Origin of the sequence: Rhodococcus sp. 05-339-2 (assembly GCF_002258965.1) — a bacterium.
GTDB lineage: Bacteria > Actinomycetota > Actinomycetes > Mycobacteriales > Mycobacteriaceae > Rhodococcoides.
In genome coordinates this window covers 207,936-228,225 of sequence record NZ_NOYW01000016.1, presented here as the reverse complement: position 1 = coordinate 228,225, position 20,290 = coordinate 207,936, and the positions used below count along the sequence as shown (strand labels likewise).

At 62.9% G+C, this 20,290-nt stretch carries 20 protein-coding genes and 1 tRNA gene; 10 read left to right on the top strand and 11 right to left on the bottom strand.

The features are described 5' to 3' along the window. Positions 1 to 43 precede the first annotated feature (43 nt). Positions 44 to 1,936, top strand: a complete 1,893-nt coding sequence (locus CH273_RS14705) for a glycosyltransferase (protein ID WP_032395521.1) — start codon at positions 44 to 46, stop codon at positions 1,934 to 1,936. Here CH273_RS14705 and CH273_RS14700 read toward each other — a convergent pair whose 3' ends face one another. The 5 genes from CH273_RS14700 to CH273_RS14680 are packed head-to-tail and all read right to left on the bottom strand — an operon-like array spanning position 1,937 to position 6,101. Then, positions 1,937 to 2,800 (bottom strand): TylF/MycF/NovP-related O-methyltransferase, encoded by an 864-nt coding sequence (locus tag CH273_RS14700; protein ID WP_032395520.1) that lies wholly within the window; start codon positions 2,798 to 2,800, stop codon positions 1,937 to 1,939. It lies immediately after the preceding gene. Between the two features lie 52 nt (positions 2,801 to 2,852). Next, positions 2,853 to 3,755, bottom strand: coding sequence for a galactofuranosyltransferase GlfT1 (glfT1, locus tag CH273_RS14695; protein ID WP_032395519.1), 903 nt, complete (start codon positions 3,753 to 3,755; stop codon positions 2,853 to 2,855). Beyond that, positions 3,748 to 4,587: a galactan export ABC transporter ATP-binding subunit Wzt/RfbE gene (gene wzt, locus CH273_RS14690; RefSeq protein ID WP_045198036.1), complete on the bottom strand. Its 840-nt coding sequence runs from the start codon at positions 4,585 to 4,587 to the stop codon at positions 3,748 to 3,750. Before wzt ends, glfT1 begins: the two co-directional genes overlap by 8 nt. Positions 4,588 to 4,598: 11 nt before the next feature. Further along, entirely contained in the window at positions 4,599 to 5,480 is an 882-nt protein-coding gene (gene wzm / locus CH273_RS14685; protein WP_032395645.1) for a galactan export ABC transporter permease subunit Wzm/RfbD, read from the bottom strand. Positions 5,481 to 5,516: 36 nt separating this feature from the next. Continuing rightward, positions 5,517 to 6,101, bottom strand: a complete 585-nt coding sequence (locus CH273_RS14680; RefSeq protein WP_032395518.1) for a bacterial proteasome activator family protein — start codon at positions 6,099 to 6,101, stop codon at positions 5,517 to 5,519. 176 nt (positions 6,102 to 6,277) lie between these two features. On the opposite strand from CH273_RS14680, the gene CH273_RS14675 reads away from it, so the two are divergent. After that, complete coding sequence (locus tag CH273_RS14675; protein ID WP_032395644.1) at positions 6,278 to 7,483, top strand: cysteine desulfurase-like protein; 1,206 nt, start codon at positions 6,278 to 6,280, stop codon at positions 7,481 to 7,483. Between the two features lie 75 nt (positions 7,484 to 7,558). On the opposite strand, the gene CH273_RS14670 is transcribed toward CH273_RS14675, so the two are convergent. Both CH273_RS14670 and mgrA read right to left on the bottom strand, forming a co-directional pair. Further along, a complete protein-coding gene (locus CH273_RS14670; protein ID WP_032395517.1) occupies positions 7,559 to 8,548 on the bottom strand; it encodes an NAD(P)H-quinone oxidoreductase in 990 nt (329 codons plus the stop codon). Positions 8,549 to 8,627: 79 nt separating this feature from the next. Continuing rightward, complete coding sequence (mgrA, locus tag CH273_RS14665; protein WP_032395516.1) at positions 8,628 to 9,662, bottom strand: L-glyceraldehyde 3-phosphate reductase; 1,035 nt, start codon at positions 9,660 to 9,662, stop codon at positions 8,628 to 8,630. Positions 9,663 to 9,739: 77 nt separating this feature from the next. On the opposite strand from mgrA, the gene CH273_RS14660 reads away from it, so the two are divergent. Together CH273_RS14660 and CH273_RS14655 are read left to right on the top strand one after the other, a co-directional pair. After that, the gene (locus tag CH273_RS14660) at positions 9,740 to 10,252 is read left to right on the top strand and encodes a MarR family winged helix-turn-helix transcriptional regulator (protein ID WP_052049539.1); all 513 of its coding nucleotides are present in this window, start codon (positions 9,740 to 9,742) and stop codon (positions 10,250 to 10,252) included. A 59-nt stretch (positions 10,253 to 10,311) separates the two neighbouring features. After that, a tRNA-Ser gene (locus tag CH273_RS14655) sits at positions 10,312 to 10,401 on the top strand. Positions 10,402 to 10,634: 233 nt separating this feature from the next. Here CH273_RS14655 and CH273_RS14650 read toward each other — a convergent pair. Further along, positions 10,635 to 11,108, bottom strand: coding sequence for a MarR family winged helix-turn-helix transcriptional regulator (locus tag CH273_RS14650; RefSeq protein ID WP_052049536.1), 474 nt, complete (start codon positions 11,106 to 11,108; stop codon positions 10,635 to 10,637). 395 nt (positions 11,109 to 11,503) lie between these two features. Here CH273_RS14650 and CH273_RS14640 point away from each other — a divergent pair, with 395 nt between their 5' ends. The 4 genes from CH273_RS14640 to CH273_RS14625 all read left to right on the top strand — a co-directional run bounded on the left by CH273_RS14640 (position 11,504) and on the right by CH273_RS14625 (position 16,195). After that, positions 11,504 to 12,310, top strand: a complete 807-nt coding sequence (locus CH273_RS14640) for a tRNA-dependent cyclodipeptide synthase (RefSeq protein WP_052049533.1) — start codon at positions 11,504 to 11,506, stop codon at positions 12,308 to 12,310. Beyond that, positions 12,307 to 13,533, top strand: a complete 1,227-nt coding sequence (locus tag CH273_RS14635; protein ID WP_230596779.1) for a cytochrome P450, cyclodipeptide synthase-associated — start codon at positions 12,307 to 12,309, stop codon at positions 13,531 to 13,533. The genes CH273_RS14640 and CH273_RS14635 overlap by 4 nt, the downstream gene beginning before the upstream one ends. After that, entirely contained in the window at positions 13,530 to 14,912 is a 1,383-nt protein-coding gene (locus CH273_RS14630) for a DHA2 family efflux MFS transporter permease subunit (protein ID WP_032395514.1), read from the top strand. Before CH273_RS14635 ends, CH273_RS14630 begins: the two co-directional genes overlap by 4 nt. A gap of 470 nt (positions 14,913 to 15,382) precedes the next feature. After that, positions 15,383 to 16,195: a formate/nitrite transporter family protein gene (locus CH273_RS14625; RefSeq protein WP_032395513.1), complete on the top strand. Its 813-nt coding sequence runs from the start codon at positions 15,383 to 15,385 to the stop codon at positions 16,193 to 16,195. Between the two features lie 8 nt (positions 16,196 to 16,203). On the opposite strand, the gene CH273_RS14620 is transcribed toward CH273_RS14625, so the two are convergent. Together CH273_RS14620 and CH273_RS14615 are read right to left on the bottom strand one after the other, a co-directional pair. Beyond that, positions 16,204 to 17,127, bottom strand: coding sequence for a pseudouridine synthase (locus CH273_RS14620; protein WP_179275485.1), 924 nt, complete (start codon positions 17,125 to 17,127; stop codon positions 16,204 to 16,206). A 78-nt stretch (positions 17,128 to 17,205) separates the two neighbouring features. Further along, entirely contained in the window at positions 17,206 to 17,556 is a 351-nt protein-coding gene (locus tag CH273_RS14615) for an excalibur calcium-binding domain-containing protein (protein WP_032395511.1), read from the bottom strand. 142 nt (positions 17,557 to 17,698) lie between these two features. Here CH273_RS14615 and CH273_RS14610 point away from each other — a divergent pair, with 142 nt between their 5' ends. Together CH273_RS14610 and CH273_RS14605 are read left to right on the top strand one after the other, a co-directional pair. Continuing rightward, a complete protein-coding gene (locus CH273_RS14610; RefSeq protein WP_032395510.1) occupies positions 17,699 to 17,902 on the top strand; it encodes a DUF3072 domain-containing protein in 204 nt (67 codons plus the stop codon). Between the two features lie 291 nt (positions 17,903 to 18,193). Further along, positions 18,194 to 19,240 carry an alpha/beta hydrolase gene (locus tag CH273_RS14605; protein ID WP_032395639.1) on the top strand — a complete coding sequence of 349 codons (1,047 nt, stop codon included), beginning with the start codon at positions 18,194 to 18,196 and terminating at the stop codon, positions 19,238 to 19,240. On the opposite strand, the gene hisC is transcribed toward CH273_RS14605, so the two are convergent. Next, the gene (gene hisC / locus CH273_RS14600; RefSeq protein ID WP_032395638.1) at positions 19,229 to 20,281 is read right to left on the bottom strand and encodes a histidinol-phosphate transaminase; all 1,053 of its coding nucleotides are present in this window, start codon (positions 20,279 to 20,281) and stop codon (positions 19,229 to 19,231) included. The genes CH273_RS14605 and hisC overlap by 12 nt on opposite strands. Positions 20,282 to 20,290 lie beyond the last annotated feature (9 nt).

Here is a 20,290-nt window from a genome sequence, read left to right as displayed (position 1 = left end):
CCGCACAGAGCCACTACTCGAACTGGATGGGGTACTTCTCGGTATGGACGGCACTGCTCTCGATCGTCTCGGCTCCGCGTCGAATTCGTCGGCTGTTGCCGGCGGTGACGGTGAGCCCGAACTGACAGTCCAGAGACTGCTGTTCGACGGTCCGTCGCCCCTGGTCAGTGCCGATATGTACAGCTCGGTCGGCAAGGGCAACGCCGAGCGCACCCGTACGGGCGTTCGGATCGCCAAGCGCAGCGTGGTGCACACCAACAGCTACTTCGGACGGTTCCCGGCCAGCTACTGGCAGCGGTGGACCACCGTCACCGAGGTGGTGTTCCGAGCGAGCGTCGCCGGTGCCGGTCGGATCGATCTGGTGGCCACCGATTACAAGGGCCACGAGCGCACGATGGCCAGTACAACGGTCGATTCCGCGAACGCGTCGACTCAGGTGGCCGTCCCCGTCGCCACGACGCAGTTCCTCGACGGCGGTGCGCTGTACGTCCGCTTCACCACCACGTCGAGTGAGTTGTCGGTGCAGGACGCGGAATGGACCGTCGCCGCGCCGGAGAAGCTGCGTCCCACCTCGGTGGTGATCTGCACGTTCAACCGCGCCGACGACTGCGCCAACACCGTCGCTGCCATGGCCGACGATCCCATCGCCCTGCTCGGGGTCGACAACGTCTACGTCGTCGATCAGGGCACCGATCAGGTGCAGACGCGCGAGAAGTTCCAGCGCGTCGCGGCCGAGCTCGGCAGCAAGCTCGTCTACATCACTCAGCCCAACCTCGGCGGCGCAGGCGGATTCACCCGCGGGCTCTACGAGGTGCAGGGTAAGGGCGGCGACCCGGCCAATGTGATCTTCATGGACGACGACGTGCTGTGTGAGCCCGAGGCAATCGTGCGCATGAACTCGTTCGCCAACATGACCGTCGAGCCGGCGATCATCGGTGCCCAGATGCTGTACCTGTTGCACCCCGATCGCGTGCACGTCGGTGCCGAGGTGGCGAACCTGCAGAAGCTCGAAGCCGGAGTGCACGTCAAGAACGCGATCTCGGACAAGAGTGCGTTCAAGCGCAAGCGGCAGCAGGATGTCCGAGTCGACGCCGGCTACAACGGTTGGTGGTCGTGCCTCATCCCGTCCGAGATCGTCGGGCAGGTCGGTTACCCGCTGCCGCTGTTCTTCCAGTGGGACGACATCGAGTACGGATACCGCTCGCGTGCAAACGGATTCGCCACCGTGACGCTCCCGGGCGCAGCGGTCTGGCATGCCGACTTCGCGTGGAAGGACTGGGACGAGTGGCACCGCTACTTCAACCTGCGCAACGGCATGATCACCGCCGCCCTGCACATCGAACTCGACGGTAAGGCGCTCGCCAAGCAGCTGTTCACCGATCTGCTGCGTTACCTGGTGTCGATGCAGTACGGCATGGCGTACACGCTGATCAAGGCCGTCGAGGACTTCCTGGCCGGTCCGGATTATCTGCTCGACGGCGGAATGGACGCCGCCGGTTCCATCCGGCGCGAGCGGGCTGCCTACGGAGAAACCAAGCGGCACAACGCCAACGACGTTCCCGGGGTTCGTCCGGCGGACATGTTCATCACTCCCGCCGGTCCGCATCCGAAGAAGAGCATGGAGTTCGCGGTCCTGGCCAAGCGCGTGCTCAATCAGTGGCGTGGCACCGTCAATCCGGGCCCGGTCGCCATCTCGGCCGACGATGCCCACTGGTGGCACGTGTCGCTGTTCTCCCACGCCATCGTCACCGATCGCTCACAGGAGGGCGTCCGAGTTCGCAAGCGCAACAAGGCGCATGCGACCGAACTGCTCAAGCGCGGCGTCACCGCACTCAAGCGTCTGCGCACCGAGACGCCGACGGTCGCCGCGTCCTACCGCGCCGCCGTCCCGCAGCTCACGAGTCGAGAGAACTGGGCTCGCCTGTACGGGCAGTAGCTAATTCGCGCGGACCTTCGGGGCCGTGCGGATACGGACGACGACCTGTTCGTTGTCGGCGGTGTAGCCCAGGTAGTCGAACTCGGTGCCGGTGCGTGCGACGAATTCCGTCCACGCCCGGTATTCGTGGTTGCGCCAGCCGGGGAAGTTGAAGTACTCGTCGAACACGATGACGGTGCCGACGGCCAGTCGATCGGCCACCAGATCCAGCACGGTGACCGTCGACGAGTACAGGTCCGCGTCGAGGTGCAGGAACGCCAACTTCTCGTGGTGACCCTTCAGAAAGCCCGGCAGCGAGTCCTCGAACAGGCCGGGGACGATCTGTGCGCCCGGCACTTCGGGGATGGTGTCCTGCTCGAACAGGCCCTTCGGAAAGCCCGTGCGCCACGTCTCGGGTAGGCCGGAGAAGACATCGAATCCGGCGACGACGGTGATGTCCTTCCGCGAGCTCAATTCCTCGGCGATGATCTCGAGCGTCGTCCCGCTGGCGACGCCGAACTCGAGTGCCATACCGCGAATGGAGACCTCGCCGAGGGCGAAGCGCAGCGTCGCGTGCGGCCGCAGGAACGTCGGGGCCTGCGGCATCATCTCTTCGGCGAATTCTGCGCTCTGGGCGGCGGCTTCGACGTCGGAGGCGTACGGGATGTCCCGACGCATCCGCATCTCGAGACCGCGGATGAACGCGTGCAGATCGTCGATCTCGCGTCGTTGGCGTTCGAGGACGTCGAGCAGTTTCGCCTGCTGATCGCTGGTCTGCTCGGCCAGCTGGGCGGTCTGCTGAGCCAGAACCTCGCCGATCGCTCGTTGAAGCTTCTCCCGTGCCGACGACTTGATGCGATCAGCGAGCTTCCGAGGTTCCGTCATGGGCACACGGTAGCGGTATCACGCGGGTGCGCGCACCCCATGGTGGACGGCTCTACGGTCGACGAAAGTGTTCCCGACGCCCCAGCCCGCGCAGCCGGAACCACTCGGCCAGACCCTTCGGGTTGCGGGTGGTGATCAGGAAGAACCAGGTGAAGCGAATCCACTCCTGCGGCAGCAGCTTTCGCATACCTGGCTGTGACATCAGGTAGCCGCGGTTGCGGTACGTGAAGTAGCGCTTGGTCGCGTCCTCCGGGTACTGCGTGTGCATCCGGCCGCCGAGGATCGGTTTGAACTCCTCGGCCCCGTTCGGGTGGACGTAGGCGGCGGTGAGGCAGGTACCGAACTTCAGGCCCGAGCGCTGCAGTCGCCGGTGCACCTCCACCTCGTCGCCGCGGACGAACAGGCGCAGATCCGGCACGCCCACCGCATCGATCGTCGACGCCTTGAACAGAGCGCCGTTGAACAACGATGCGATGCCTTCGAGAAGATCGTCGTCCGGGTTCGCCGGGTCGATCAATTCGGACCGGAGCCGACGCCATTCGACGCCGCGGCGCAACGGGAAGGCCAATCGGTCCGGATCGTCGATGTCGCAGACGACCGGGGAGACCTCGTCGAGTCCGTGGGTCAGAGCGCAGTCGTAGAGAGTCTCGAGTACCTGCGGGCCCTCGGGGCGGCCGTCGTCGTCGGCGAGAAACACCCAATCGGCACCGAGGGAGAGCGCATACAGAATCCCGAGCGCGAACCCGCCTGCACCGCCGAGATTGTGCTGCGAGCCGAGATACGTCGTCGGCAGGTCGATCGACTCCACCAGTTCGCGTACAGCGGGCTCATCGGCATTGTCGACGACGACCAGATGGTCGAGCGGACGCGTCTGCGCGCCGATCACGTCCAGCGACAGTGCCAGCAACTCACGCCGCTTGTGCGTGACGATGACGCCGACGATCTTGTCAGCCACCGGCCGTATCCTCTGGTCGTTCCGCAGGCTTCACTCCTGCGTCCTCCCGCTCGATCTCTTTCAAGATCTGGGCGACGTGGTCTCCCGCGTCATCACCGTCGTACGCCCGCACCACGTCCTCGATCCCGCCCTGTTGGCGAATCTGGCCGTGATCGATCCACATCGCGGTGTCGCACAGCTGAGCCAGGAATTCGTTGGAGTGGCTGGCGAACACCAGGATTCCCGAGCGCTTCACCAACTCCTGCAGCCGATGACGCGCCTTCTTCATGAACTCGGCGTCGACGGCCCCGATGCCCTCGTCGAGCAGCAGGATCTCCGGGTCGATGCTGGTGACCACGCCCATCGCGACGCGCACGCGCATGCCCGTCGAATACGTGCGCAGCGGCATGTCGAGATAGTCACCGAGTTCGGTGAAGTCGGCGATCTCGTCCATCTTCGCGAGCATCTGCTTGCGGGTCTGACCCAGGAACAGGCCGCGGATGATGATGTTCTCGTAGCCGGAGATCTCCGGGTCCATACCGACGCCCAGATCGAACACCGGCGCGACGCGGCCACGGATGGTGGCGCTGCCCCGCGTCGGCTCGTAGATGCCCGAGAGCAGACGCAGCAGCGTCGACTTGCCCGCACCGTTGTGACCGACCAGTCCGACGCGATCGCCGTCCTTCAGGTTCATCGTGATGTTCTTGAGTGCTTCCACGACGACGACGTCGGAGGAATTGCGGTCGATCGCGCCACCGGCCTTGCCGAGGAACGCCTTCTTCAGAGACCGCGTCTTGGCGTCGAAGATCGGGAAGTCGACGCACGCGTCATGGGTGCTGATGCTGATGGACAACTCGAATACCCCTAAACCCAGTAGGGCACGCGGGCCCGGTACTTCTTGAGTGCGACGATGGCCAGCGCCCATCCGACGACGGTGAAGCCGAGCACGATGTACCAGTGGTACGCCTGCTGATCCTCGCCGATCAGGGGGGCCCGGATGATGTCGAGGTAGTGGAATAGCGGGTTGATCTCGACGAGCTTGGCGCGATTCGCGGCCTCACCGCCCATCGACTCGAGTCCCGAGGTGGTCCAGACGATCGGTGTCATGAAGAACATCAGCGTGACGAAGCTGCCGAGGATCGGGGCGATGTCGCGGTAGCGGGTGGCGACGATGCCGAACAGGATCGACACCCATATCGCGTTCAGCAGAATCAGCACCAGCGCCGGGATCGCGAAGACCACGGTCCAGTGCAGCCCGCCCTCGGGCCAGAAGATCGCGATGATGATCACGTAGATCAGCATGTTGTGGCCGAGCAGCAGCAGCTGACGCCACACCAGGCGATAGACGTGCACACTCAGCGCGCTGGGCAGCTGTTTGATCAGACCCTCGTTGGCGACGAAGACGTCTCCGCCTTCGAGAATTGCGGCACTGATGAGGTTCCAGATGATCAGACCGACGGTGACGTGCGGCAGGAACGACCGCAGGTCGATGTCCAGGAGTACCGAATACAGCAGACCCATGGCGATCGCCTGCACACCGGTGGCGATGGTGATCCAGAACGGACCGATCACCGATCGGCGATACCGCTGCTTGATGTCCTGCCAGCCGAGATGCAGCCACAGCTCGCGCTGAGCGAAACCGGTTCTCAGGTCGCCGAACGCGCGCCGATAAGTCTGTGAGTCCGAAACCGGAGCAGGCATCTGTTCTCCTGCCTCGCTCTCGGGATCCTTCGCTGGTGCCGACACGACGGTCGACACTACCTCTTCACAGGTGTCGACTCTTTACAAGTACTGGCCGGTGCCACTACCACCGTGACCCGCGCCACCAGGAGCGCCCATCACGCCGGGAGGCAACGCGCCCTGCCGCATCTGCTCGAGTTGAGCGCGTGCGGCCATCTGCTGAGCGAACAGGGCCGTCTGGATGCCGTGGAACAGGCCTTCGAGCCAGCCGACGAGTTGAGCCTGCGCGATGCGCAGTTCCGCGTCGGTGGGGACCACGTCGTCGCCGAAGGGCAGTACCAGGCGCTCGAGCTCGTCGCGGAGCTCCGGTGCCAGGCCCTGTTCGAGTTCGTGGATGGAGGACTTGTGGATTTCCTTCAGCCGCGTCCGGCTCGCGTCGTCGAGCGGTGCGGCGCGCACTTCCTCGAGAAGCTGCTTGATCATCGTGCCGATACGCATCACCTTCGCCGGCTGCTCCACCATCTCCGACAGGCCGGATCCATCGTCCGATCCATCGTTCGTGGAGGATCCGGCGGCGCGGGCCGCAGCGGCCGTCGCTTCCTCGCGGCTCAGGGCGAGCGGTTCTCCGTTGGGGCCGATCACAACAACGTGGTCGTCGGGCGCACTGTTCGGCTCGGATTGAGTCATATATCCATCTTTACGCCTCGCTCGCCGTTGCGCGATCGTCTGGGGCGATTATCCTGGTTCGGTCGTCGGGAACAAGTGGAGGCCGGGAGGATCGAGCGTGCGAGGTGGGCAACCGTTCCCTGGCGAAACAGGACGTGGAACACATGCTGCACCGGTCGGCGCTTAGAGTGTCCGGCATGGGTTACGACGTCGCGCGAGTGAGAGGGTCCATCCCCTCGCTCGGTGACGGGTGGATTCATCTCGACCCTCAGCTGGGCATGCTGATCCCGGACCGCGTGTCGACCGCCGTGTCCACCGCTTTCCGGCACAGTGCCTCCAACCATTCGGCCGGCAACACCGCGGCCAAGCGCAGCGCAGCTCTACTGGAATCCGCTCGCGTCGCGATCGCCGATCTCGTCGGTGCCTATCCGTCCGGTGTGGTCATCGGTCCCGACCGCGCGACGCTGCTGTCCTGGCTCGCGGATTCGATGAGCTCGCGGCTGGGGCTCGGAACCGGCTTGGTGCTCTCGCGACTGGACGAGGAAGCGAACGTCGCGCCGTGGCTGCGGGTCGCCAGCAGATCCGGCGCGCACGTGAGATGGGCCGAGGTCGAAATCGATACGTGCGAGTTGCCCACGTGGCAGTTCGATGACCTCATCACCTCGACCACTCGGCTCGTCGCGGTCACTGCGGCGTCGCCGATCGTCGGCAGCGCCCCCGATGTTCGGGTCGCAGCGGATCTGGTGCACGAGGTCGGCGGGCTGATCGTGGTCGACGCGGCCGGAGCGGCCCCCTACGCCCACGTCGACATCAAGGAACTCGGAGCCGACGTCGTCGCGATCGACACCGCCGCATGGGGCGGGCCGTCGGTCGGTGCGCTGATCTTCCGCGATCCGACGCTCCTGGAACAGTTGCCTTCGATGTCGCTGAACCCGTCGGCGAAGGGGCCTCAGCGGCTCGAGGTCAGCGCGCATCAGTACGCGTTGTTGGCGGGTGTGGTCTCGTCCATCGACTATCTGGCCAATCTCGACGACGCAGCGACCGGGACGCGTCGCGAGCGCCTCGAGCTGTCGATCGGATCCCTGCAGCATTACCACGACGGCCTGTTCGATTACCTGATGAAGGCGCTCGAATCCCTGGACCACGTCATGGTGCTCGGCAATGCGCCGACGCGTATTCCTACCTTGAGCTTCACCGTCGATGGTGTTCCCGCGGTGAAGGTGTCCGAGCAACTCGCGCAGGCCAGAATCGGCAGTGTCAGCGGAGTCCACGGTGGCAGTCGGTTGCTCGACGCATTGGGCGTCAACGACGAGGGTGGTGCCGTCACCATCGGCCTGGCTCCGTACACCACCCGCTACGAGATCGATCAGCTCCAGGCTGCACTGTCCGCTCTCGCGCTCTAGCGGGAGCGGCTCCGCCGCACGTGCATAGAAGTTCGTAGTGGGCTACGAACTTCTATGCACGACCTGAGGCGCACATCACTGCACGCGCAGGATCACCTTCCCGATGGTCTCGGCCTCGTCGAGCATTCGATGTCCTTGCGCTGCTTCGGTTATCGGGATCTCGGCGTGCACGACGGCGGTGACGCGTCCCTCGGAGATCATCGGCCACAGGTGTGCGGTCATGTCTGCGACGATGTTCGCTTTGCTCGACGGCCCGGTTTCGGGGCGGCCACGCAACCCGGCTGCGTGCACCGAGCCACGCTTAGCGAGGAGTTTTCCGAAGTTCAGCTCGCCCTTCACGCCGCCCTGCATGCCGATGGTGACGACGGTGCCGTCCATGGCCAAGGCGTCGATGTTGCGGTCGAGGTACTTCGCCCCCATGTTGTCCAGGATCAGGTCGGCACCGTGATCCTTTGTCTGTGAACGTATCTCGGTCACGAAGTCCTGATTCTTGTAGTCGATCAGGATGTCGGCTCCGAGGTCAGCACACATGTCCAGCTTGTACTTCGAGCCGGCGGTGACGGCGACGGTGACGCCCATCTGCTTGGCCAATTGGATTGCGTGCGTTCCGATTCCGCTACCACCACCGTGGACGAGCAGTACCTGGCCCGAGCGCATGTGTGCATCCATCACCAGGTTGGACCACACTGTGGATGCGACTTCCGGAAGTGCTGCTGCCACATGCAGATCGAGGCCCTGCGGGATGGGAAAGAGCTGGGTGGCGGGTACGGCGACCTGCTCGGCGTACCCACCGCCGGCCAACAGGGCGCACACCCTGTCGCCGACGTTCCAATCGCTGACGCCCTCGCCGAGCTCGGAGATGATGCCCGAGCATTCGAGTCCGAGAATGTCGCTGGCACCCGGGGGCGGCGGATAATTGCCTTGACGCTGCATGAGATCGGCACGGTTGACGGCGGTGGCCGAGACGTCGACGATCACCTGCCCGCGGCTCGGACGTGGGTCGGGAACCTCGGTCCATTCCATGATGTCGGGGTCGCCGAATTCTTTGAGTGTGATGGCACGCATGTCTCCATAGTGCGCCTCCGGCGCAGTGGTGCGGTTAGGTGCCCCAGAGGGCACTCGCCCGCACCACTGCCGCAGGCACCTACAGGTCCCAGAGATTGATTCCGAAGTCCTCGGCATGCGTGTCGATCTCGGCGAGTTCTGCGTCGCTGAAGTCCAGGTTCTGCAGTGCCGCCACGTTGTTCTCGAGCTGTTCGACGCTCGATGCGCCGATCAGTACCGAGGTCACGCGCGGGTCGCGCAGGGCCCAGCTCAGGGCGAGTTGTGCGAGGGACTGGCCGCGAGTCGAGGCGATGTCGTTCAACGCCCGGAGGTGCCCGATGTGGTCGTCGGTGAGCCAGTCCGGATTCAGCGATTTGCCCTGCGCTGCTCTCGAATTCGACGGGACGCCGTCGAGGTACTTGTCGGTGAGCATGCCCTGGGCCAGAGGTGAGAAGGCGATGACGCCTGCGCCGACGGCATCGAGGGTGTCGAGCAGTTCGGGTTCGATCCACCGATTGACCATCGAGTAGCTCGGCTGATGGATCAGCAGGGGAACGCCCGCGTCGGCGAGGAGGTCCGCTATTTTTTGCGTGCCCTCGGGCTTGTACGAGCTGATGCCCGCGTACAGCGCTTTGCCCTGCTGGACAGCGCTGATCAGTGCGCCTGCAGTCTCTTCGATCGGGGTGTCGTGGTCGGGCCGGTGGCTGTAGAAGATGTCGACGTGCTCGAGTCGCATCCGCGTCAACGACTGCTCGAGCGAGGACAGCAGGTATTTGCGAGAGCCACCGAAGCCGTAGGGGCCGGGCCACATGTCCCAGCCGGCTTTGCTGGAAATGATCAGCTCGTCGCGATATCCGGCGAAGTCCTCGGAGAAGATGCGGCCGAAGTTCTTCTCCGCGCTGCCGTACGGCGGGCCGTAATTGTTGGCCAGATCGAAGTGCGTGATACCGAGATCGAATGCGCGACGCAGGATCGCGCGCTGGTTCATCAGCGGTACGTCGTCACCGAAGTTGTGCCACAGTCCTAGCGACACCGCCGGAAGTCGGGGGCCACGTGAGCCCACTCGGCGGAAGAGCATGGACTCGTAGCGGTCGGCGGCGGCAACGTACGGCGGGTCGATGTTGGGATCGGTCATTCTTCGACCTTAGGGCGCTGTACCGAACAGGGCCTCGAACCGCGTCAACCTACTCGTGGGTAGATTTCCTGCCTAAGATGACACGCGTGACGGCCGAATTAGCCATTGGTCCCGGGGGGGACCCGCAGTGGCTCGACACTGCGGAAATGAAAGCATGGCGCGCCTATATGGACGGCGGGCAACGATTGATGGGGGTATTGAACAAGGATCTGCAGGATCGCCACGACCTGTCGATGGCGGAGTACCGAATCCTGGTGATGTTGTCGGAATCGATCGACGGCTCCATCAGAATGAGTGAGCTGGCTGATGGCGTCCTGTCCTCGAGAAGTCGCCTGACGCATCAGATCAGGCGAATGGAACTCCAGGACATGGTGACTCGCAGTACCTGCGTCAACGACGGCAGAGGCGTGCTCGCGGTGATCACCGAGGAAGGCCGTCGGCGATTGGCGGAGTCGGCACCGACCCACGTCCGCAGCGTCCGTCGGCACCTCATCGACATTCTGTCGCCCCACGAACTCGAGGTGCTCGGAGACATCTTCGAGAAGGTCGACGCCGCGATGGACGCGTCCGGTTCCACACCGCGACGATGAGCGGCGGACGACGAGGGGCGATTGGGCCTCGGCCCGCCGGGCCGTTTAAGATCGCACACGGAAGCGTGGCAGAGCGGCCCAATGCACTCGCCTTGAAAGCGAGAGACGTGTAAAAGCGTCCGGGGGTTCAAATCCCTCCGCTTCCGCCAAGTGAAAATGATTGGCAATAACAGAGGTGCGCCGAGTCTGAGCGCTTTGAGTTCAACTCGGCGTACCTTTGTTTTTCCAGAGGTCGAGAGGGTTCAAATCTCGCCTCGTCATTTCGGGCAAGGCGCGTGGTTGTCGAGCTTGCAGCTGGGAATGTGACCGACCGGGCTCCCGGCGAGTCGTAGCACTGCGGTTGGGTCAGCACGACTGAGACGCAACCATCGGTGGGTTCTTGTCACCCGCGCTTCGGCTTGGCTGCTGATGTGCGCGTAGGTGCAGCTGCGACGAAACGTTCAAGGCCTTCGACGAATGATTCGGCGAGCCCGGGGGGCCAATCGTCGAAGGTCGATTTGATCACGTTCGCAAGTTCAAGACGGATGCCGGCAACCACGGTGCGACCCTCGTCTGTCAAAGTCAGTAGTGACGCCCGCGCGTCCCGCGCATCTGGCGCACGCTGCACGAGCCCCGCGTTTTCCAACTGTGCGGCGTACCTACTGGCGACCGTGCGATCCACCCCGACGCGCTCGCTCAGTGCGGCGGCACTGAGGGGGCCGTACCAAAAAATGCCACTCAGTGTGGGATAGCGAACAGCGTCGACAATGTCTGAAAAGGGAGCCAGGGCGCGCTCGTAGAGGTGTGCGCGCGTGTCACGTTGGATCAACTTGACGAGCGCGAGCTCGGTGCGGGTTCCCAAATCGGACTCGTCCATCCTTCAACCGTAGACCATTGCGTGCGCTACACACGCTTCTGTGTCACACTGGGCGAGAAGCGTGCACGGCGCACGCATCGGAGTCGGTGGAGGTTGAATTCAATGACACAAAGGCCTGTCTATCCCGAGGACGTGCTGCCCGATGGTTCGGAGTTCGCGGTGTTCGGCGGACGCAAGATACGAATGGGGACAGTAGCTGCGTTTATAGCGAACGTTCAAGCGCTACGCGAGACGACTCCGGGAACGGAGCGACACACTGACCTTTGGTCGACAATCGTCGATCTGGCACCGCAACTGTCTGCAGTCGGGCTTTTCGAGGTCTTCTGGCCGCGCGACCCGCTGATCGCTGAACTGGTCGAAACGCTCTCGCGGGCAACCGATTCGGAGTCAGTGTCATGAGCGGTCTACAGAACACCGTTGCAGGTGGACCTACGGTGTTCGCCGAAGGGTTCACTGACGTCGACTTCGGGGTGCGTCCCCAGACTGCTACGTGCGCGGCCGTTCTCGATCGCCGCCAACACGCCTTCTTGGGGATCAGTCCATTCAATAGCCGATTCTCCGATGACTACGTGCTTCGTCTGGCGCGATGGGTGGCGCGCCAGTTCGACGAATTCGATTTCCTCCTCCCTGACGAAGAATCGACGTCACTTCTGCTGCGCGCAACCGGAACAGCGCAGGGCCGCGCCTTGCGGAAGTCACGACAACAGTTGGCGCGCAATGCAAGAGCCATCTCTGCAGCACTCGACCATCTCAACGTCAAGAATACGGCTAGCCCGAGTGGCATCGTCAGGTTCACGGACGTCGCCGACAACTGGACCTATCGATGTGCGCGCGCCCTGTGCCAACTCACATACGAAACAGATCAACAGTTTCACCAGGCCTGCCTCGACATGGCTGACCAAGCAATTCGTGGCCGAGTACGCGCCTCAACAGCAGAAGAGAATGCTGCGCCGGTCGACGTCGAGCTCGCTGTGCCGTATCTGTTCGCCGAGCTGCCGTTCTTCCTCAACACACCGTCATTGATTGGCGTCGAGTCCTCAATGCTCGTCTATCACCGCGAGTGGCCGATCGGCGATGCGATCTTTGCGGGCGACTACCCCTTCTCAGTGGCGCCTGACCAGGGATATCTGATCGTGAACCCAACCGAATCAACGAACGACACCACGGAGTTCAACCCCACTGCTGATGGGATCGACAAATGACGACTATGCCACTCTCCGCCCCGCTCGACATCTTGTCGTCGGACTTTCAGTCCGACCCCTACCCCTATTACGACTACCTCCGCACAGAGTCGCCGGTGCACTATGTACCGGACCTGGACGTCTACTTGCTCTCGCGCTATCAGGACGTCCGTGCTGCACTTCGTGACCGACGATTCACCACCGCGCCTCTGGCAACCCGCGCCGAACCGGTGATGCGCGGAGTCGTACTCGCCCAGATGGAAGGAAGCGAGCATGCGGCCAAGCACCGGCTGGTCGTTCGCGGGCTGACCAATCCCGATGCCTTGGCGCGGCATGCCGAAATCGTTGATCGCACAGCTCGCGACCTTCTGACGCCGCACCTGGCGTCCGGTCGGATCGATCTGGTCAATGACTTCGGTAAGGACTTCGCTGTGCTGGTTACGCTGCAGGTGTTGGGATTGCCGACCGACGACTACAAGCAGATCGCCCAGTGGCACGCTGGGGTCGCCGACTTCATCACGAGCATCACTTTCGATGACGAACGGTACAACTACGACCTCGACTGCAGCGCCCGACTTGCGGACGTCATTACCCCGGTGATCGAGAGTCGGAAGAACTCACCGCGAAGTGACCTCATTTCAGCGCTGTGCGTTCCCGACGTCGATGGCGTTGTCATGACGACGACCGAAATTCTCGCACTGTGCTTGAACGTGCTGGCCGCAGCAACGGAACCCGCCGATAAGACTCTCGGCATGCTGTTCCGGCACCTCCTGTCCAACCCCGACCAGTTCGCTCTCGTCCGAGATGACCACAGCTATATCCAGGCCGCGATTGCAGAGACTCTGCGGCTGACGCCTCCGGTGCAGATCATTCCGCGACAACTCGACACGGCAGTGACAGTCGAGGACACCACTATCCCGGCAGAATCAGTGGTGTTCATGATGATCGGCGCAGCCAATCGGGATCCGGCCGCGTTCGAGAACCCCGACCGTTTCGATCTGCGAAGGACCGATCTGTCTGCCGATCGCTCATTCACTGCAGCAGCGCAGCACATGGCCTTCGGAACCGGGATACACGCATGTGTCGGAGCAGCTTTCGCGCGGGATGAGATTGCCACCGCTGCAAGCATTGTGCTCGATCTGTTGCCGGATCTCGCACTGGCCGAGCCTGACGACTATCAAGAGACGGGGCTATACACTCGCGGACCGAAATCACTGCTTCTCGACTTCACCCCGGCACGATGACGAAGACTGATACCGCGCCGCCACCTGTTCTTGATGCCTCCAGCCGTCGGCTGGCAAACATTCTGACTATAGGGGCTGTGCTACCACTGCTCGATGCCACCATCATCACCGTTGCGCTCGACCGAATTGCCGACGATTTGCACATGTACCTTTCGTTGGCGCAATGGGCCGTGACCGGCTACGCGCTCGCTGCCGCGCTGGCAATCCCGCTGTCCGGCTGGATGAGTGCGCGATTCGGTGCAAAAAATCTCTGGATTACCGCACTTGTCATCTTCATGATCGGCTCACTATTCGCCGGCGCTGCGTGGAACCCTGCGGCTCTCATTGTGTTCCGAGTTGTGCAGGGTATGGGCGGCGGCCTGTTGATGCCCGCGTTGCAGACAGTCCTTGTCAGCGCTGTCGGCCCCTCACTCGTCAAGCCTGCGATGGCCCAAGTTGGAATTCCAGCAGTGCTGGCACCAATCTTCGGGCCCGTTGTCGGAGGTCTCTTGGTCGAGTGGCTCAACTGGCGATGGACCTTGCTGATCAACCTGCCGATCTGCTTGATCGCAATCTGGCTAGCCTTCCGCTACATCACCGATCCCGTCGTACGACAACCGGTCCGGCTCGATTGGCTTGGGTTGTTGCTTGCATTGCCTGGCGTAGCACTCGTGGTGTTCGGACTCGATCGGTTCGGGGTTGATTCTGCGAGCGGCTATTATCTGGCCGCCGGACTTGTGCTGCTCGCTGCGTACACGGCACATGCACTCACGACCAGAAAGATGCCGTTGCTGGACGTCCGACTGTTCGCCGTCAAAAACTTCACCGGAGCAATCGGCGTCCTGCTGACTGCAAGCATGATCTTCTACGCAGGAATCTTGTTGGTCCCATTGTATTTTCAACAAGCAAGGGGGCTGACTCCGCTGCAAGCCGGCCTCATCGTCGGCATTCAAGGTGTGGGCGCACTGGTCGCTCGACGAATCGGCACACCGCTGACACACCGCATCAGCACACGAACACTCGTGGCAATTTCAATCACACTCGCTGGCATCGGAACTGTTCCCTTCGCATGGCAGGTGTTCTCCGAACATGGAGCGCTGCTCTACCTCGCGCTTTTCCTGCGTGGAGCGGGAATCGGACTTGTCACCATCTTGGCAATGGGCGCTGCCTACGATGGAATGGCAAAGGCCCAGATTCCGCACGCGAGCAGCGCATCTCGGCTCACGACTCAGGTCGGCGCATCTTTAGGAGCCGTGGCGGTTGTGTCGATTTTGCACAGTGCCTCGACTGGCCACAGTCTCGTGAGTGCCTATCACGAGACATTTCTATGGCTCCTCATCGGTACTGCGCTGTGTCTAATTCCAACAGTGTTGCTCGGGCGCACGGTACCTAGCAGATGACTACCCTTCGAGGGCGGCTTTGCGTTTGTCCTGATCACCGATCATGGCTATGTCGCCTACCGCATCCCGGTGGAAGACGACTACATCCTCATGACACCAGGTAAAACTGACTACCTCTACGACAGCGCAGGTGTGCGGATCCCTGCGTGGCGCATCACCCTCTCGTTGGCGGAGAGACCGTTGCTCGCGGCCTTTGACGCTGGTGTAAGGCTGTCTCGGCCGAACTGGACGTAATGGAGCTAAGCGAGCGGTAGGGCTCAGCCGGTTAACCTTGCAGCTCAGACCACTTGCTCAACATCCGACGCGTTTCCTTGGACAGGTTTGAATGCCATGCACTTACCTCCGCCACATGTTCGTTTCGGAATCCGGTCCACCCGCATGGGTGGACCGGATTCGTTTGTCCCGGTCGAAGCTGAGCTCCGTCGCGACCTGCTTGGTATCGATCCCGGCTCAGTGGGTACTGCCTGTTGATGAGTGAACAAGCGCGGCGCAACGACGGCGACAACGAGGGGCCTCTGGAAGAGGAGCTCGAGGACAGTTTCGACGCTGTCGTCGAGGAAGGTGCAGAGCGCTTGCATCGCACCGTGCGTACGGTCCTGATCACGGGATTGTTCGGCGGGCTCGAAGTTTCCCTGGGTGTGATGGCGTATCTGGCTGTGCTGGACGAGACCGGCAGCCATCTGCTGGCAGGTCTGGCGTTCGGCATCGGCCTGGTGGCCATCTACCTGGCACACGGTGAGCTGTTCACCGAGGACTTCTTGATGCCGATCGCCGCGGTGGTGGCCCGCAACGGAACTCCGCTGCAGCTCGCGAGGCTGTGGATCGGCACGCTGCTGGCGAATCTGCTGGGTGGTTGGCTCGTGATGTGGTTGATAGCGCACGCATTTCCGCAGTGGCAGAAGGTGTTGTCCGAATCCGCGCAGCATTTCGTTCACGCTCCGCTCGATCTTCGGTCGGTCTGTTTGGCGGTTCTCGGTGGCAGCACGATAACGCTGCTGACGCGCATGCAGCAGGGTACGACGTCGGATGTCGCGCGGATCATCGCCGCCATGGGGGCAGGCTTCCTGCTTGCCGGGTTGCAGATGTTCCATTCGATTCTCGATTCCCTGCTGATCTTCGGAGCCGTCCACGCAGGCGCAGACGTGAGTTATCGAGAGTGGATCGACTGGTTCGGATACACGGTGCTGTTCAACATCATCGGTGGCGTCGTGTTGGTCACCGCGCTGCGCTTGGTGCGCACCAAGGAGCTTGTGAAATCAGAACGTGACCGCAATCCCGAGTAGTCGACCGATTACGCCCTGCCATCCGATACCCAACGCTGCAAGCTCAATCGCGTCTCGAAGCGTCGGATTGCCTTCGAGATCGGGTCCGTGAATTCGATTGCACTGGCGAGCAATTGGAGTGGATCGGTGAAATCGTCGACGGCTCGGCCGGTGGCCGTCGGGTAGAGATCGTCACCGATGATGGGCACACCGAGTGAATTCATGTGCAATCGCAGTTGATGGGTGCGACCGGTCGACGGTGTCAATCGATAGCGACCGAGTCCGTCTCGATGCTCCAGTAGTTCGATGGTGGTGTGCGCGTTGGGTTCTCCGGGCACCTCGTGGGCCGTGAATTGTCCTCTCTCGGAGACGATTCGGCTGCGAACGGCGGTGGGCAGGGTCAGTGTGGGGTCGTACGAAGCGATCGCCTCGTACTCCTTGTGGACCTTTCGATCCTGGAAGAGCGTTTGATATGCGCCGCGCAGGGTCGGATCGACGACGAACAGGACCAGACCCGCGGTGACGCGATCGAGTCGGTGAGCGGGCACCAGTTGCGGCAGGTCGAGTTCGAGACGCAATCGCACGAGCGCGGTCTGCAGAATGTGGCCGCCGCGGGGGATGGTCGGAAGAAAGTGTGGCTTGTCGATCACCAGCAGCGCGTCGTCGCGGTACACGATCGAGATTTCGAAGGGCACAACGGTTTCCGACGGCAGATCGCGGTGGAACCAGACCGCCTCACCGGGAACGTACGGTGCATCCGGTGCGATGGGGCCTGTCATGTCGACGATGTCACCGGCCGCGAACATGGCGTCGATCCGTTGTGGAGGAATCCGTGACTCGGTGGCGGTGAGAAAGTCGCGGACGGTGCGCCAGGTTCCGTCCTCCGGCATCCGGAGTCGGGCGGGATCGAGACCGTGCCGCTTCGCCAGGGGTGGTTGCTGGCGTCGTCTCACCGAGTGAGCGTATCCGCCCGCCGAGATCGCACTCGAGCAGACGAAACGGTGTCTTCTGCCTGCACGAGTGCGAATTCGCTATTCGCAGCCGATGCCGTCGTCGTCGCGATCGAGATGAGGCCCGTAGCCGTACTCGTCCCGATAGACCGGAGCGGCACCGGCGTCGCGGGCCGCATCGCAGTTCTCGTACTGGAAGGCGCCGCCCTGTTGGGGTGCCGGGGCAGGAGCACCTTGAGGCTGTGGTGCAGGAGCGGGTGCCGCCAGCGGGGCCGGAGGCGGTGGGAGCACCGGGCAGAACTGAGCCGAACCGCTGTTACAGAGGAAATCGGTGATCGGATCGGCCGAGGCGACGGCCGGTGCGGTCACCAGGGCGGCTGCAGCGATAGCGCTGCTGAAACCGAGCTTGACCAGCAGATTCTTCGTCTTCATGGAACTCCAATCGAGGGGGTGTGATCTGGAGCATCCTCGACCATTTATTGAACTGTCAATCAAGTCATTCGGGTGATCTACGTCGCGCATCGGAAAGGGCGGCGGTGTTTGGAACCCGTGAAATCGGCGTATCTACGAACGTATGAGCGAAAACGAGCAGGTCAACCAGAACCCCGAGAAGGATCCCGACGATTGGGTCACCGGTGACGAGCCGATGACCGGCCCGCAGAAGAGCTACCTGAGCACCCTCGCGCAGGAAGCAGGCGAAGAAGTTCCCGAGGGTCTCAACAAGGCGCAGGCTTCGGAGATGATCGACAAGTTGCAGGGCGAAACCGGCCGCGGCTGAATCGACCCCCAGAGGTCCACTCGATGTGACATCGACCCCCCGAAAGTCCACCGAATGTCACATCGAGTGCCCTCGTGGGAAGTGTGTCCACGAGTGCATCCGACCAGGTAGACCGTTCTGTCTCGAGTACATGTAACAAAGGATCACGCGGACTTTTGGACCTGCATGTGCGCGGCTATTGTGAGCGAACCCACAGCTTTAGCGTGCGCGCATATCGGTGGGTACGTTGAGTGACGGATGTTGTTCGTGTTGCGCCCCGTGAGGGTGCGCCGGGGGAGGATGGGCAATCTGATGCACCGCCGAGTGTTGGCAGTAGCGGGAACTGCTCTGGCAGTGTCGCTGCTGGGGTCGGGTCTCGCCGGGGCGCAGCCGCTCCCCGGTACCGGCAGTTCCGATGGCGGCGGTGTGGCTCCCGGAATCACAGCTCAGTCCCTGCCTCTGGCATCGGCACGGATCGATCGTGTGGACATGTTGACCGACCGCCGCGCAGCGGTGTGGGTGGAGTCGCCTGCCATGGGCCGCGCCATCCAGGTTCAGGTTCTTCTTCCGGCCGCGCAAGCGGTGTCACGTCCGACGCTCTACATGCTCGACGGTGTGAGTGCCGGCAAGGAATCCGATTACAAGGAAAGCACCTGGACGCAGAAGACCGACATCGTCGACTTCTTCGCGGACAAGCAGGTCAACGTCGTGCTCCCGGTCGGTGGATCGAGCAGTTACTACACCGACTGGAATGTTCCGGATCCGGTGCTCGGTGTGAACAAGTGGGAGACGTTCCTGACGTCGGAGCTGCCGCCGCTGATCGATGCGCGCTTCAACGGCAACGGCACCAACGCGATCTCGGGTGTCTCGATGGGTGCCCAGGCCGCGATGGACCTGATCACCCGTCACCCCAGCCTGTACACCGGCGTCGCCGGACTGAGCGGTTGTTACGACAATTCGCAGACCAACTTCAAGGATGCGGTGCGCGCCACCGTCGCCACCAACGGCGGCAATGCCACCAACATGTGGGGAGAGAACACCGATCCGCAGTGGGTCGAGCACGATCCGTCACGTAACGCCGAAGCACTCCGCGGCAAGGACGTCTATCTGTCCGTCGGCACCGGCCTGCCCGGTCCGTACGAGCTCGGCCCCGGTGGTAGCGGAGTCGAGGGTGCGCTGATGGGCGGACCACTCGAAGCCGCCGCGCTGTACTGCACGACCGTGTTCGATACTCGACTCCGGTCGCTGGACATACCCGCGACGGTTGTCTACCGCCCCTACGGCATCCATCAGTGGCCGTACTGGCAGGACGACCTGCGCGAATCCTGGCCTACGCTCGAGCGCGCGCTAGGGCTGTAGAGCGAACTTCAGAAACGCGTCGTTCTCGTGCGGGTCGCCGATGGTGACCCGCACTCCGTCGTTTCCGTAGGCGCGCAGCAGTACGCCCTGTTCGGCTGCAGCAGCGGCGAATTCACCCGAGCGTTCGGCCAGCGGCAGCCAGACGAAATTGGACTGTGATGCGCCGACGTCGTAGCCGCCCGCAACCAGAGCATCGCGTACCCGGTCCCGTTCCACGATGAGGGCATCGGTCCGGGCCAGCAGCTCTGCCGACGCCTCCAACGAAGCCACCGCCGCCTGCTGTGCCACGGTGCTGACGGCGAATGCGATCCGCACCTTCGACAGCGCCGTGATCACCTCGGGATCGGCCACCGCGTAGCCCACCCGCAAGCCGGCGAGTCCGTAGGCCTTCGAGAACGTCCGCAGCACGATCACGTTGCGTCGTCCGCGTGCCAACTCCACTCCGTCGGTGTGATTGCCTGCGTCGGGTCGGGTGTACTCGAAGTAGGCCTCGTCGAGGACCACGAGACTGTTCGACGGTACCGCGTCGAGAAACGCTTCGAGCCTCTCGCGCTGGACCACGGTTCCGGTCGGGTTGTTCGGGTTGCAGACGAAGATCAGCCGGGTGCGGTCGGTGATGGCGGCGAGCATCGCGTCGAGATCGTGCACATGGTCGGCGGTCAACGGAACCAAGACGGGTGTCGCGCCTGCGACGCTGGTGACGATGGGGTAGGCCTCGAACGAGCGCCAGGCGAACAGAACTTCGTCGCCGGGGCCGCAGGTGATCTGAACGACCTCCTGGCACAGCGAGACGGAACCACTTCCGACAGCGACGTTCTCCGTGGCAACGCCGAGTTTCTTCGCCAGTGACTCGACGAGGGCGGTCGCTCGATTATCGGGGTAGCGGTTGACGCCGCCGACGGCCTCCGCGATCGCGTCGCGCACGCTCGGCAGCGGTCCCTGCGTCGTTTCGTTGCTAGCCAGTTTGATCGCACCAGGAAAGGTGCGGCCGGGAACGTAGGCGGGGATGGCGTCGAGGTCGGGGCGGATGCGCGCGGTCACGGCTGCCAT